This is a genomic window from Aeromicrobium sp. IC_218 (genome assembly GCF_004336805.1).
Classification (GTDB): domain Bacteria; phylum Actinomycetota; class Actinomycetes; order Propionibacteriales; family Nocardioidaceae; genus Aeromicrobium.
This window is the reverse complement of the sequence record NZ_SJXM01000001.1, coordinates 151,080-163,656: the sequence shown is the minus strand read 5'-3', so window position 1 is coordinate 163,656 and position 12,577 is coordinate 151,080. Positions and strand designations below refer to the sequence as shown.

Here is a 12,577-nt window from a genome sequence, read left to right as displayed (position 1 = left end):
GCCTCCTGCGTCGTCGCCACATCCAAACAGACGACGAGACCCGGGTCACACCCACCCACAGGACTAGCCCGGACGAGCCATTTTCCACCGACCTCGGCGAGCCGCCCACGGTGCCGGTCAGGTCGGCCTAGCGTCGGCCGAAGGGACTGGTGCGAAAGGGGGCACCGATGAACAGCTACCTGTACGACCTCGACGGCCACGTCATCGCGTTCCGCCGCGACCCCGACGACCCGCACGTCTTCGACCTCGAGGGCCACTGGGTCGGCTGGCAGGCGTGGGAGGACCGCGACGTCGCCGACCCGGACGGCCGCTACCTCGGCACGATCGTGTGCGACCGGCTGGTGCGCCGCAACGACTGGTGGGAGCGCCCCGCGCCCACCCCGGTCGTCCCGCCGGCCGCCCCGCACCCGTCGGGCAGCCCGCTGCCCCCAGCCGCGTTCCCCTACCGCTTCGCCTACGAGGACGTCCGGCTGCCGCACCCGGCCTGATCTGCGGGTGCCGACCGGGCCCCGCGGCCCGATAGTGGGCACATGACCCGAAGCCTCGTGACCGGCGCGACCGGCTACATCGGCGGGCGCCTCGTCCCCGTCCTCCTGGACGCCGGGCACACCGTCCGCGTCATGGTCCGCGACGAGGCGAAGGCCCGCGCCCACGACTGGGCCGACCGCGTCGAGGTCGCCCGGGCCGACGCCACCGACGCCGACGACGTCCGCCGCGCGCTCGACGGCGTCGACGTCGCCTACTACCTGCTGCACTCGATCGGCACCGGCAAGGACTTCGCCGCGACCGAGGAGCACATCGCCCGCACGTTCGCCGAGCAGGCGCTCGCCGCCGGCGTGCAGCGCATCGTCTACCTCAGCGGCATGGACCCGGCCGACGAGGAGCTCTCCGAGCACCTGCGCTCGCGCGACCGGGTCGCCCAGGTGCTGCTCGACTCCGGCGTGCCCACCACTGTGCTGCAGGCCGGCGTCGTCATCGGCTCGGGCTCGGCATCGTTCGAGATGCTGCGCCACCTCACCGAGCGGCTGCCGGTCATGGTGACGCCGCGCTGGGTGCACAGCCGCATCCAGCCGATCGCCGTGCGCGACGTGCTGCACTACCTGGCCGGCAGCGCGTCCATGCCCGCGGACGTGAACCGCCGCTTCGACATCGGCGGACCCGACGTGCTGACCTACCTCGGCATGATGCAGCGGTACGCCGCCGTCGCCGGGCTGCCCAAGCGGCGCATCCTGCCGGTGCCGATCCTGTCGACGACGCTGTCCAGCCTGTGGGTCGGGCTCGTGACGCCCGTGCCCAGCGGCCTGGCCCGTCCGCTCGTGGAGTCGCTGCGCAACAACGTCGTGGCCTCCGAGCACGACATCGACGACCTCGTCCCGCCGCCCGAGGGCGGGCTCACCGGCTTCGACCGCTCCGTCGAGCTGGCACTGACCAAGATCCAGAACCTGGACGTGCCGACGTCCTGGTCGTCGGCCAGCCCCGCCGGCGCGCCCGCCGCGCCGCTGCCCTCGGACCCCGACTGGGCCGGCGGCACCCTCTACACCGACGAGCGGACGCGCGAGGTCGACGCGACGCCGGACGACCTGTGGGCCGTCATCCAAGGCATCGGGGGCTCGCAGGGCTGGTACTCGTGGCCGCTGGCCTGGCGGGCGCGCGGCGTGCTCGACCGGCTGGTCGGCGGGCCCGGCCTGCGCCGCGGCCGCCGCGACCCCGAGAAGCTGCTCGTCGGCGACGCGGTCGACTTCTGGCGCGTGGAGACCGTCGAGGAGAAGAAGCTGCTGCGCCTGCGCGCCGAGATGCGCCTGCCCGGCCTGGCCTGGCTCGAGCTGTGCATCGGCTCGACCGACGGCGGCACCACGACCTTCAGCCACCGCGCCCTCTACGCCCCCCGCGGGCTGATGGGGCGGCTCTACTGGTGGAGCATCTACCCCTTCCACGGCGTGGTCTTCGGCGGCCTGCAGCGCAACCTCGCGCTCGCCGCCGAGCAGCGCAGCCACGCCACCACCCACTCCGAGAGGAACGCGGCATGAGCACCACCGAGGACGTCCGTGACCACGACGCGCTGGAGCACGGCGCCCGCGTGGGACTGATCTCCTACGGCGTCGTGCACGTGATCATCGCCTGGATCACCGTCCAGCTCGCCTGGGGCGGCAGCGGCGAGGAGGCCAGCGAGTCCGGCGCCATGCAGGAGCTGGCCGAGAAGCCGCTGGGCACCTTCCTGCTGTGGGTGGTCGTGCTGGGCCTGGTCGCGCTGACCCTGTGGCAGCTGGCGACGGCCGTGTGGGGCTTCCGGCACGAGGACGGCATGGAGCGCACCCGGCACCGGCTCGCCGCGCTCGGTCGCGGTGTCGTCTACGTCGTCCTGGCCTTCACCGCCGGGCGCACCGCCACGGGCAGCGGTGGGGGCGGGGACTCGTCCCAGGAGGGCATGACCGCGAAGCTCATGAGCGCCCCCGCGGGCCAGTGGCTCGTCGGCGCCGTGGGCCTGGGCATCGCGGTCGTGGGCGTCTACCTGGTCTGGCGCGGCATCACGCAGAAGTTCACGGTCGACCTGCGCACCGACGCGCTGGCCGGGCGCACCGAGAAGCCGGTGATCGTCACCGGCACCATCGGGCACGTGGCCAAGGGCATCGCCATCACCATCGTCGGCGGCCTGTTCCTGTGGGCGGCCGCGACGTACGACCCGGAGAAGGCCGGCGGCCTGGACGACGCGCTGACCACGCTGCGCGACCAGCCGTTCGGGCCGTACCTGCTCACCGCGATCGCGCTGGGCCTGCTGGCCTACGGCGTCTACTGCTTCGCGTGGGCACGGTACGTGCGCCAGCGGTAGCGCGAAACACGACCGTCGCGGGAGGCGGGCAAACGTCACGGCCGCGTAACCGGGGCCGCGCCGTCGCGACACAGCGGCTGCCTAGAAACGGGGGCGACGCAGTTCTCCCCCGACGAAAGGCCCCGTCCCTCCATGCCCTCCCCCACTCGTGGACGCCGCGCCGTCCGCCTGGTCGCCCTCCCGGCGGCCGCGGCGGTCGGGCTGGGCGCCCTCACCGCACCGCCCGCGTCGGCGCTCACCAGCGTGACCACCGACGACGGCGCGGTCGTCCAGATCAACGACGCCCGCCGTCCCGGCCTCGACACCGGCTCCATCCGCAACGTGTCCGACTCCCGCATGGAGGGCTTCGGCAACCTGTTCGTGCGGGTCGACCAGACGCCGGCGCCGCGCATGAACGACCAGATGATGCGCGGCTTCGGCCTCACCGCGACCGGCGCCGGCGCGTACCGCTCGACCAAGGCCGTGCGCCTGGGCGACGTGCTGATGACCCGCGCGGTGCGCGTGGGCGCCACCGGCACGACGAGCTTCTTCGACACCTTCACCAACACGTCCACGAAGCCGCTGACGCTCGAGGTCTCGTTCGGCGGCTCGCTCGGCTCCGGGTACGCGCCCGCGGCCACCCCGACGCCCAGCCCGAACAAGGCGACGGTCGCCGCGAGCAGCGACGGCGACGCGGACGTCGAGGCGTCCGACACCTGGATCACCGCCACGACGCCGGGGAACACGCGTCCGACCGGCGTCGTGGTCGGCTCGGGCGTCAGCGCCCTGGGCGACCAGCAGGCCAACCCGTTCGAGACGGCATACTCGCCCACCGGCAGCCGCTCCAACGACCTCGGCTTCGTCCGCGAGCTCACCGTCGACCCGGGCGCCACCGAGTCGCTCGCCCAGTTCGTCGTCGTCGGCGCGCGGAGCGGTGCCGCCCAGCTGGCCACCGACACCGCCGCGCTGGCCGCGGCACCGGACCTGTCCGGCCTGACGCTCGACGAGATCTGCACCCTGCAGAACTGGGACCTCAGCGCCTACGCGGCCGCGTGCGGCGCGGCCGAGCCGCTCACGCTGCCGGCCGCCGAGGCGGACGTCGCCGCGACCACCTCGGTCGCCTACGACGTGACCGGCAAGACGATCGCGCAGCTGCAGGCCGACATGACGTCGGGCAAGGTCACCTCGGTGCAGGTCACCAAGGCGTACCTGGACCGCATCGAGGCCTACGACTCCGGCGCGCTCGGCTTCCACTCGTTCATCACCGTGGCCAAGGACGCCGTGGCCCAGGCCCTGAAGGCCGACCAGGCGCGCAAGGCCGGACGCAAGGGCGCCCTGCTCGGCGTCCCGATCGCGCTCAAGGACCTGTACGACACCAAGGACATGCCCACCTCGGGCGGCACCCTGACGCTCAAGGACTGGCAGCCCGGCAAGGACGCGTGGCAGGTCGCCCGCCTGCGCGAGGCCGGCGCGGTCATCATCGGCAAGACGAACCTGTCCGAGTTCGCCAACTCCGGCTCGTTCAGCGAGAGCGGCTTCATGCAGACGTGGAACGCGCTGTACCCGTCGAAGACGTCGTTCGGCTCCAGCGGCGGCTCGGCCGTCGCCGTGGGTGCGGACCTCGCCCCCGCCGCCATGGGCACCCAGACCGGCGTCTCGCTGTACGCGCCCTCGACCGGTGCCGGGCTCTCGTCCTTCCGCGGCACCGACGGCCTCACCAGCACCAACGGCGTCATGCCGCTGACCTGGGCCACCGACTACGCCGGCCCGATCGCCAAGTCGGTCACCGACCTGGCGGCGCTGCTCGACGCCACCGCGACGCAGAAGACCGGCAACGACCCGGCCGACCTGCTGACCTCGCGCGTCGACAACACCAAGCGTCCGGTCGAGTGGGGATCGTCGCTGTCCACGGACGCCCTGCGCGGCAAGGTCGTCGGCTACGTGCCGGCGGCGTTCTCGTCGACCGTCGTCACCGACGACGACGCCGGCCAGCGCGCTCTGACCGACCTCACGGCGGCCGTCGAGGCGGCCGGCGGCACGCTCGTCCCGCTCGCCCAGGGCTCGCCGGCTGCGCCGACGAACCCGCCGGCGAGCGGCTTCCCGACGTCCGGCAGCGCCGGCGCCGAGGGCTGGGAGCGCTACATCGCCGAGGAGCGTCCCGCGACGTTCCCGTACACGACCAAGCAGCTGATGGAGAGCAAGCAGAACCTGCCCTACAACACGTCGTCGAACTACACGGCGCAGCCGATGGACGACACCAGCGTGACCAACCTGCTCGCCCGGCGCGACGCCTACAAGCAGAACGCCGCCAGCTGGATGGACACCGCGTTCGGCCAGCCGGTCGACGCGGTCGTCTACCCCGGGTTCCTCACCAGCGTGGGCAACAACGACGCCGCCTCGGCGATCTTCAGCTCCGACCGCGCGTCGGGCGTCATCACCCAGGGCGTGGGCCTGCCGACGGTGATCCTGCCGATCGGGGCGAACGGCGAGGGCCAGTCCAACAACGTCCAGCTGGTCGGACGGGCCTGGACGGACGCGCAGGTGCTCGGCATGGGCTACGCGCTGGAGCAGCAGGCGGACGCGCACGTGCGCACCGCGTTCGCGCCGGCACTGAAGTGGAGCGGTCCCGCCACGTCGGTGACCGCGGTCCGGCTCGGCCGGACGGCGACCACGTTCGGCACGCCGGCCACGGCGACCGTGACCGTGACGTCCGACCCGGCCGCCACCGGTGCGGTGTCGGTGAACGTCGCCGGCCGCACCGTCAAGGGTGCGCTCAAGGCCGGACGCGCGACGGTGACGCTGCCCCGGGACGTGCCGACCGGCACGCACCTCGTGACGGCGTCCTACGCCGGCTCGGCGACGGTGGCGAGGAGCTCGGCGACGACCACCCTCAAGGTGGCCAAGGCCGCCCCGGCGGTGGGGGCGAAGCTGCTCACGTCGTCCATCCGCAAGAAGCAGAACGGCAAGCTGCGGGTGACCGTGCCGAGCGTGCTGCCGGCCGGAGCCACCGCCCTGGTCTACGACGGGTCGACGGTGCTGCGCTCCGTCACCCTGCGTCCCGGCACGACCGTGGTGAAGCTGCCGCGGCTGAAGCCGGGCAAGCACCGGATCCGCGTGCAGGTGCTCGCCGGCAGCGACTACCGGGCGGCGTGGAGCAAGACCCGGGTGCTGAAGGTCGCCAAGCGCTGACCTGACCCGCACGGCGGCGCCGCGTTCCCCTCGGGGACCGCGGCGCCGTCGTCGTCCCGGGGCCTACGCCCGGGTCGGCAGGGTGAGGATCTCCGCGCCCGTCTCGGTGATCGCGACGGTGTGCTCGGTGTGCGCGGTGCGGCAGCCGGTGGCGCTGCGCAGCGTCCAGCCGTCGGGGTCGGTGACCAGCCGGTCGGTGTCGGCCATGATCCAGGGCTCGAGCGCGAGCAGCAGGCCGGGACGCAGCCGGTAGCCGCGGCCGGGTCGTCCGGTGTTGGAGACGTGCGGGTCCTGGTGCATCGTCGAGCCGATGCCGTGCCCGCCGAACTCGGTGTTGACGAGGTAGCCGGCCTCGCCCAGCACGGTGCCGATCGCGTGCGACAGGTCGCCGACCCTCGCCCCCGGCCGGGCCGCGGCGATGCCCGCCGCCAGCGCCCGCTCCGTGGTCTCGATCATCGCCACGCTCTCCACCGGACGCTGCTCACCGACGAGGAGGCTGATGGCCGCGTCGGCCGCCACCCCGTCGAGCGAGACGGCCAGGTCGAGGGTGAGCAGGTCGCCGTCGGCGAGGCGGTAGTCGTGCGGGCGCCCGTGCAGCACCGCGTCGTTCACCGCCGTGCAGACGTGGTGCCCGAACGGGCCGCGGCCGAACGACGGGGCGTAGTCGACGTAGCAGGACCGCGCACCGGCCGCAGCGATGAGCTCGGCCGCCCGCCGGTCGAGGTCGAGCAGGTTCGTGCCGACGGTGCTGGCCTCGCGCAGCGCCTGCAGCACGTCCGCGACCAGCGCGCCGGTGCGCCGCGCGAGCGCCACCCGCGCCGGGCTCAGGATCTCGATCATCGTCGCCTCCGAAGTGGGATAACAATACCGGTCGAACAGTACCGGTACTAGAATCCGATCCATGGTCAGGCTCCCGCTCACCCCCGACGAGGTCGCGCGCGGCCAGCGACTCGGCGCCCTGCTGCGCCAGGCCCGCGGCACCCGCTCGATCCTCGACACGGCGCTCGCCGCCGGCGTCTCGCCCGAGACCCTGCGCAAGATCGAGACAGGCCGCGTGGCGACGCCGTCGTTCGCGACCGTCGCGGCCGTGGCCCAGGTCGTGGGCGCCTCGCTCGACGAGCTGTGGTCGGCCGTCGCGGACGCCGAGCGGGCCGGCAGCGCGGCGTCCTGAGCGACGCGCCGGGTTTTCGTCCCGGCGCCGGCCCGGGTTACGGTCGTGCGGACGTCCACCAACTTCTCGGGGAGAAACCACATGCGCCTCACCACCGGGCTGGTCACGACCGCCCTCGCCCTCGGCACCGTCCTCGGCACCTCCGCCGCGGCGAGCGCCCAGGAGACCACCATCAAGGACAAGCGCGCCGACGTGCTGCGCTTCGACTCGATCGAGTCCGACTCGTACACGCGCCTCGGCTCGGCGGCGAGCAAGAAGTCCGGCATCGACGCCAAGAGCGTCCGCTTCGACCACGGCCGCAAGAACGTCACCATCACGGTGAAGTTCTCGCGCCTGAAGTCCGGCTCGACGATCTACGCCGAGATCTTCCGCGCCGGCAAGAAGAAGCCGTCCTTCGAGCTCTACGGGTACGACAAGCAGGGCGGCCAGGTCTACAACGCCCGCGACAAGAAGGTCTGCAACGCCAAGGTCCGCACCAGCAACGGCAAGAACGGCAGCATCAAGGTCACCGTGCGCCGCTCGTGCCTGGGCGACCCGGCCAAGCTGCGCATCGCGGTCGGCGTCCTGCGCCTGTCCGGCGGCACCGCCGACAACCCCGGCTACTCGATGGACGTCCTGTCGTCCAAGAAGGTGCTGACGCCCGAGCGCAGCCGCCTGCTCAAGAGCAGCTGATCCCCACGCAGCACGACGCCGGACCCGTTCGCGGGTCCGGCGTCGTCGTGTCTGCGGGCCGATGCGGTTCTCGGGACACGTCCGGCACCCCGCGTGCGGATCGCGTAGGTGGAATCCCCGACACCTCCCGCTGAGGCGTGAGACTCCCGGACCCGGCCCGGCTCGAACGGGCGGCCACCCTCACCTGCAGCGGGCTGGACGCACCATTACCGGGTCGGTGCGCCTTGGGCGGGCTCGTTCCCACCCTAGGCCGAGCGAGACAGTGACACCTTGAACGCGCGGCCGATCGGCCCGGCTCAGTAGGCCTCGAGGACGAGCCGGTCGTCCTGGACCCGGAGGCGCCAGGGCTGCGCGGCGCCGACCGCCGAGGAGTACTCGCCCTCGTCCTTCAGCGCCTCGCGCACGTCCCGCGCCTCGTCGAGCGACACCGTGACCCCGCGCTCCTGCAGCTCCCCGCGGAGCCGGTCGACGTCGCGCGACTCCTCGATCCAGCCGACGACGACCGACAGCAGCGCCACCGCGACACCGCCGGCCGCCAGCAGCAGGGCGGGACGCCGCACGTCACGGACGAGCCACAGGCCCAGGGCGACGAGCACCATGGCCCCGCCGGCGGCCGCGACGACCAGCGTCCCGGCGCCGCTCTGCAGCAGGTCGGTGCCCATGCGTCCTCCTCCGTCGGGCGACCGAGGCTACCTCGCGTTCAGCCCAGCAGGCTCGCGGTGACGGTGTAGGTGCGGGTCTCGCCGGGCGGCAGGTGGTCCAGGTCGGTGCGCTCGGTGAGCTCGACGTCCTCGGGCCGGGCCGGCAGTCCGCGCCAGGTCTCGAGGCAGACGAACTCGCCGCCGTCGCGCATCCAGAGCGTCACGCCGGTGAAGCCGGTCCAGTCCAGTCGGACGCCGCGTCCCGAGGGCGCACGGTAGGTCAGGCCCGTGCTCGCGACGTCGGGCATGATCACGGCGCCCTCGTCGAACAGACGCTCGCTCAGGCGCAGCTCGGTGCCCTCGACGACGGAGTCGAACAGCTCGGGCCGCAGGAGGTTCTGCTCGACCCGGCGGAACGGCGCCGGCTCGGGGTGGTCGAACTCGACGACGTGCTGCTCGCGCTCGCCGTCCAGCGGCCACACGAAGGCCGGGTGCCAGCCCAGCGCGTACGGCAGGGTGCGCTCGTCGCGGTTCTCGACGACGTACGTCGTGGTCAGGGTGCGTCCGCGCAGCTCGTGCGTGACGTGCAGGCCGAACGCGTACGGGTAGTGCTGGCGCGTCTCGTCGCTGTCGCGCAGGCCCAGGACGACCCGGTCGGCGGACAGGTCGAGCACGTCGAAGTCGCTCTCGCGGGTGAAGCCGTGCTGGCGCATCGGGTACGCGCTGCCGTCGACGACCACCTGGTCGTCCGGCACGCGGCAGATGACCGGGAACAGGATGGGCGCGGTGCGCCGCCAGGCCTCGCCCGCCTGCCACAGGTGCTCACGACCCTCTCCGTCCACCCAGGAACGGGGCTCGGCACCGCGCGCGCTGACCTGGAGCGTCGACTCCGGCGTGCGCAGGGTCAGTCGGTCGGGCACGGGTCCTCCTCGGACGGGGGCGGGGGCCTGCTCAGCCTAGGAGCGGCACGCGGGCGTCGCACCCGGCGCCGACGTGACGGCCGACACCTGCGTGAGAAGAAAGTTCTGCGCCGATGTCGATCCGCGCCGACCCCGTCCGACGACATAGTGAGAGGCCGAGAAGCGGCCTCGCGAACCAGGAGACACATCATGGCCAGGTACATGCTCATCATGCGCAACAGCGGCTCCGTCGAGGACTACGCCGACATGGACTTCGAGGCGGTCATCAACGCGATGGGCGCCTACAACGAGTCGATGATGAAGGCCGGCGTGCTGCTCGGCGGCGAGGGGCTCACCGACGCGTCCGAGGGTGCGGTCGTCGAGTTCACCGGCGAGGCCCCGGTCGTCACCGACGGTCCCTACGGCGAGACGCACGAGCTGTTCAACGGCTTCTGGACGCTGTCGGTGTCGACCCGCGAGGAGGCCCTGGAGTGGGCCAAGCGCGCCCCGCTGGGGCCCGGCAACAAGATCGAGGTCCGACGCATCACCGACGAGGCCGACTTCGAGGACTACGCCGACAACGAGTACGTCCAGAAGGAGAAGGAGTGGCGACGCGAGCTCGGCACCGATGCGGGCACCGCGTCGGCGTGAGCCGATGAGCCAGGACGTCCCCCGCGTCGTCGACGCCGTCTGGCGCATCGAGGGTGCGCGCATCGTCGCCACCCTCGCCCGCGTGACCGGCGACGTCGGCCTCGCGGAGGACGTGGCCCACGAGGCGCTGGTCGAGGCGCTGGAGCAGTGGCCGGCGTCCGGCGTGCCGCGCAGTCCCGGCGCCTGGCTGACGACCGTGGCGCGTCGCCGGGCGGTGGACGTCTTCCGTCGCCGGTCCGTGCAGGACGACCGGTACCGCCGGCTCGCGCTCGAGCTCGACGAGGCGTCCGACCTGGCGTGGGAGCCGGTCGAGGACGACGTGCTGCGGCTCGTGCTCACCGCCTGCCACCCGGTGCTGTCGCGGGAGTCGCAGATCGCGCTGACGTTGCGGGTGGTGAGCGGCCTGTCGACCCAGGAGGTCGCCCGGTTGCTGCTCGTGCCGGTGCCGACCGTGCAGGCCCGCATCACCCGGGCGAAGAAGACGCTCGCCGCGGCGAAGGTGCCGTTCGAGACCCCGGAGCCGGCCGAGTGGGCGCAGCGGATCGCGTCCGTCCTGGGTGTCGTCTACCTCGTCTTCACCGAGGGGTACGCCGCGACGGCCGGCGACCGGTGGATCCGCACCGAGCTCGCCGAGGAGGCGCTGCGGCTCGGGCGCGTGCTGGCCGGCCTCGTCCCGCGGGAGCCCGAGGCGCACGCGCTCGTCGCGCTCATGGAGCTGCAGGCGTCGCGGTTCGCCGCCCGCGTGGCACCCGACGGCAGTCCGGTGCTGCTCGCCGACCAGGACCGCGCCCGCTGGGACCGGGCCGCGATCACCCGCGGCCGGGCGTCCCTGGCCCGGGCCGACGCGCTGGGGCGCGGGCGCGGCTCGTACGCGCTGCAGGCGGCGATCGCGCAGTGCCACGCGGTGGCGCCGAGCGTCGAAGGGACCAACTGGGACGAGATCGTCGTCCTCTACGAGGCGCTGGGCCGGCTGGCCCCCAACCCGGTCGTGGAGCTCAACCGTGCCGTCGCGGTGTCGATGGCGTCCGGGCCCGAGGCCGGGCTCGCCGTGGTCGACGCGCTGGCGGACGCGCCCGGGCTGCGCGGGTCGCACCTGCTGCCGAGCGTCCGCGGCGAGCTGCTCGCCCGGCTCGGCCGGGTCGAGGAGGCCCGCTCGGAGCTGGTGACCGCCGCCGCCCTCGCTGGGAACGAGCGCCAGCGGGCCGTCCTCGAGGCCAAGGCCGCGGGGTTGTAGAGCGGGTCACCGCCGCCCGGCGCCCGGCGGTTTACCTGGTTGACCAGGTAGACCGACAAACGCCAGGAAAGTTCGCCTGGTTCCTGGCGGTTTGCCTGGCAGACGAGCACGCCCGCCACGATCCTCCCTCGGCTCGCGGCGTACCGTCCGAGCTCCACCGGACGTTCGCGCAGGAACCGTCCTTCGACAAGCTCAGGAACCGCCCTCGATCGGCTCAGGAACGGTGCGTGAGCACCATCGCGATGGTTGCGGCGGCGACCAGCGCGGCGCAGACCGGCCGCACCGGGAGCCGCTGCGTCCTCGTGCCCACGTACATCACCGCGGCCACGACGACGAGGGTCCCGAACCCGGCGAGGGCGCCGTCCATGACGGCGTCGGCCCATCCGCGGGTCGTGACGACCTCGAGCTCGCGGCGGTGGTCGTCCGAGGCGCCGCTGCGGCGGCCCGGCATGCCGAGGAGCAGCAGCGGGGCGAACGGCACGGTCACGACGAGCAACGACCAGCGCCGCCGCCCCGACCCCAGGGCCGCCGCCGTGCCGGCCAGGACGAGTGCCGCCGGCAGCGCCGTGAGCACGCCGACCACGACCGGCGGCCAGGGCAGCAGGCGGTGGAAGAGCTCGGCCGTGCGGTCCTGGTTCAGGCCCAGCAGCACCGGCACCGCGACGACGAGGCCCACCGCCGCGAGGGCCGGCCACGGTCGGCGAGGCTCCCGACGGGCACCTCCCGGCTGGGCCACGCTCAGACCGTGCGCAGCGGCGCGTGCGGCAGCGCCGGCAGCTCGACGACGACCGCGTCACCCGGGCGCACGACGCCACCGGCCAGCACGACGCTCATGACGCCGGCCTTGTGCGTGACGGCCCCGGACGCGTCACGGTCGACGACCGCCTTGAGCAGGCCGGTGCGGAAGCGCTCGATCTGGACGCACGGCTTGCGCAGCCCCGTGAGCTCGAGCACCGCCTCGTCCCCCACCCGCAGCCGCGTGCCGACCGGCAGGTCCAGCAGGCGGACGCCGCGGGTCGTGAGGTTCTCGCCGAGGTCGCCGGGCTTCACGTCGAACCCCTGCACGGCCAGCTCGTCCAGCAGCTCGGCGTGGATGAGGTGCACCTGACGCCGGTTCGGCCGGGTGGGATCGCGCCGGGCGTCGAAGACGTGCTGGACGGTGGTGCCGGCGTGAGCGTCGCCCTCGACGCCGATGCCCTCGATCAACCGGGCCTCGAACGCGTTCGCCTTGCTGAACGTGTGGCGTCCCGAGACCGAGACGGCGTCGACGAGGCCGGGGGCGAGCAGGTCGGGCGCGTCGTTCACGGACGCGAC

At 73.3% G+C, this 12,577-nt stretch carries 13 protein-coding genes; 8 read left to right on the top strand and 5 right to left on the bottom strand.

From position 1 onward, the window contains the following. Positions 1 to 167: 167 nt before the first annotated feature. The 4 genes from E0W78_RS00780 (at position 168) to E0W78_RS00765 (ending at position 5,995) form a co-directional block, all read left to right on the top strand. On the top strand, positions 168 to 488 hold the full coding sequence (locus tag E0W78_RS00780) for a 4-fold beta flower protein (RefSeq protein ID WP_131401951.1): 321 nt from the start codon (positions 168 to 170) through the stop codon (positions 486 to 488). A 42-nt stretch (positions 489 to 530) separates the two neighbouring features. Next, on the top strand, positions 531 to 2,027 hold the full coding sequence (locus tag E0W78_RS00775) for an SDR family oxidoreductase (protein ID WP_131401950.1): 1,497 nt from the start codon (positions 531 to 533) through the stop codon (positions 2,025 to 2,027). After that, entirely contained in the window at positions 2,024 to 2,827 is an 804-nt protein-coding gene (locus tag E0W78_RS00770) for a DUF1206 domain-containing protein (RefSeq protein ID WP_131401949.1), read from the top strand. The genes E0W78_RS00775 and E0W78_RS00770 overlap by 4 nt, the downstream gene beginning before the upstream one ends. 132 nt (positions 2,828 to 2,959) lie before the next feature. Beyond that, a complete protein-coding gene (locus E0W78_RS00765) occupies positions 2,960 to 5,995 on the top strand; it encodes an amidase (protein ID WP_131401948.1) in 3,036 nt (1,011 codons plus the stop codon). A gap of 63 nt (positions 5,996 to 6,058) precedes the next feature. Here the strand turns inward: E0W78_RS00765 and map are convergent, their stop codons facing one another. Continuing rightward, complete coding sequence (gene map / locus E0W78_RS00760; RefSeq protein WP_131401947.1) at positions 6,059 to 6,835, bottom strand: type I methionyl aminopeptidase; 777 nt, start codon at positions 6,833 to 6,835, stop codon at positions 6,059 to 6,061. Between the two features lie 61 nt (positions 6,836 to 6,896). Between map and E0W78_RS00755 the strand changes: the two genes are divergently transcribed. Both E0W78_RS00755 and E0W78_RS00750 read left to right on the top strand, forming a co-directional pair. After that, positions 6,897 to 7,166: a helix-turn-helix domain-containing protein gene (locus E0W78_RS00755; protein ID WP_131401946.1), complete on the top strand. Its 270-nt coding sequence runs from the start codon at positions 6,897 to 6,899 to the stop codon at positions 7,164 to 7,166. Positions 7,167 to 7,247: 81 nt separating this feature from the next. After that, positions 7,248 to 7,838, top strand: a complete 591-nt coding sequence (locus E0W78_RS00750; RefSeq protein ID WP_131401945.1) for a hypothetical protein — start codon at positions 7,248 to 7,250, stop codon at positions 7,836 to 7,838. Positions 7,839 to 8,134: 296 nt separating this feature from the next. Here the strand turns inward: E0W78_RS00750 and E0W78_RS00745 are convergent, their stop codons facing one another. Both E0W78_RS00745 and E0W78_RS00740 read right to left on the bottom strand, forming a co-directional pair. Continuing rightward, positions 8,135 to 8,500: a hypothetical protein gene (locus E0W78_RS00745; protein ID WP_131401944.1), complete on the bottom strand. Its 366-nt coding sequence runs from the start codon at positions 8,498 to 8,500 to the stop codon at positions 8,135 to 8,137. Positions 8,501 to 8,538: 38 nt separating this feature from the next. Next, on the bottom strand, positions 8,539 to 9,399 hold the full coding sequence (locus E0W78_RS00740; RefSeq protein WP_131401943.1) for an aldose 1-epimerase family protein: 861 nt from the start codon (positions 9,397 to 9,399) through the stop codon (positions 8,539 to 8,541). A gap of 189 nt (positions 9,400 to 9,588) precedes the next feature. On the opposite strand from E0W78_RS00740, the gene E0W78_RS00735 reads away from it, so the two are divergent. Both E0W78_RS00735 and E0W78_RS00730 read left to right on the top strand, forming a co-directional pair. Further along, on the top strand, positions 9,589 to 10,029 hold the full coding sequence (locus E0W78_RS00735; protein ID WP_131401942.1) for a YciI family protein: 441 nt from the start codon (positions 9,589 to 9,591) through the stop codon (positions 10,027 to 10,029). Between the two features lie 4 nt (positions 10,030 to 10,033). Continuing rightward, positions 10,034 to 11,263, top strand: a complete 1,230-nt coding sequence (locus tag E0W78_RS00730) for an RNA polymerase sigma factor (protein ID WP_131401941.1) — start codon at positions 10,034 to 10,036, stop codon at positions 11,261 to 11,263. Positions 11,264 to 11,477: 214 nt separating this feature from the next. Here the strand turns inward: E0W78_RS00730 and E0W78_RS00725 are convergent, their stop codons facing one another. Together E0W78_RS00725 and E0W78_RS00720 are read right to left on the bottom strand one after the other, a co-directional pair. Then, entirely contained in the window at positions 11,478 to 11,999 is a 522-nt protein-coding gene (locus E0W78_RS00725; protein WP_131401940.1) for a hypothetical protein, read from the bottom strand. Between the two features lie 2 nt (positions 12,000 to 12,001). Beyond that, on the bottom strand, positions 12,002 to 12,568 hold the full coding sequence (locus E0W78_RS00720; protein ID WP_242686166.1) for an MOSC domain-containing protein: 567 nt from the start codon (positions 12,566 to 12,568) through the stop codon (positions 12,002 to 12,004). Positions 12,569 to 12,577 lie beyond the last annotated feature (9 nt).

Coding starts and splice junctions, on each gene's coding strand:
- E0W78_RS00780 (WP_131401951.1), top strand. CDS start 168: ATGAACAGCTACCTGTACGACCTCGACGGCCACGTCATCGCGTTCCGC.
- E0W78_RS00775 (WP_131401950.1), top strand. CDS start 531: ATGACCCGAAGCCTCGTGACCGGCGCGACCGGCTACATCGGCGGGCGC.
- E0W78_RS00770 (WP_131401949.1), top strand. CDS start 2,024: ATGAGCACCACCGAGGACGTCCGTGACCACGACGCGCTGGAGCACGGC.
- E0W78_RS00765 (WP_131401948.1), top strand. CDS start 2,960: ATGCCCTCCCCCACTCGTGGACGCCGCGCCGTCCGCCTGGTCGCCCTC.
- map (WP_131401947.1), bottom strand. CDS start 6,835: ATGATCGAGATCCTGAGCCCGGCGCGGGTGGCGCTCGCGCGGCGCACC.
- E0W78_RS00755 (WP_131401946.1), top strand. CDS start 6,897: ATGGTCAGGCTCCCGCTCACCCCCGACGAGGTCGCGCGCGGCCAGCGA.
- E0W78_RS00750 (WP_131401945.1), top strand. CDS start 7,248: ATGCGCCTCACCACCGGGCTGGTCACGACCGCCCTCGCCCTCGGCACC.
- E0W78_RS00745 (WP_131401944.1), bottom strand. CDS start 8,500: ATGGGCACCGACCTGCTGCAGAGCGGCGCCGGGACGCTGGTCGTCGCG.
- E0W78_RS00735 (WP_131401942.1), top strand. CDS start 9,589: ATGGCCAGGTACATGCTCATCATGCGCAACAGCGGCTCCGTCGAGGAC.
- E0W78_RS00730 (WP_131401941.1), top strand. CDS start 10,034: ATGAGCCAGGACGTCCCCCGCGTCGTCGACGCCGTCTGGCGCATCGAG.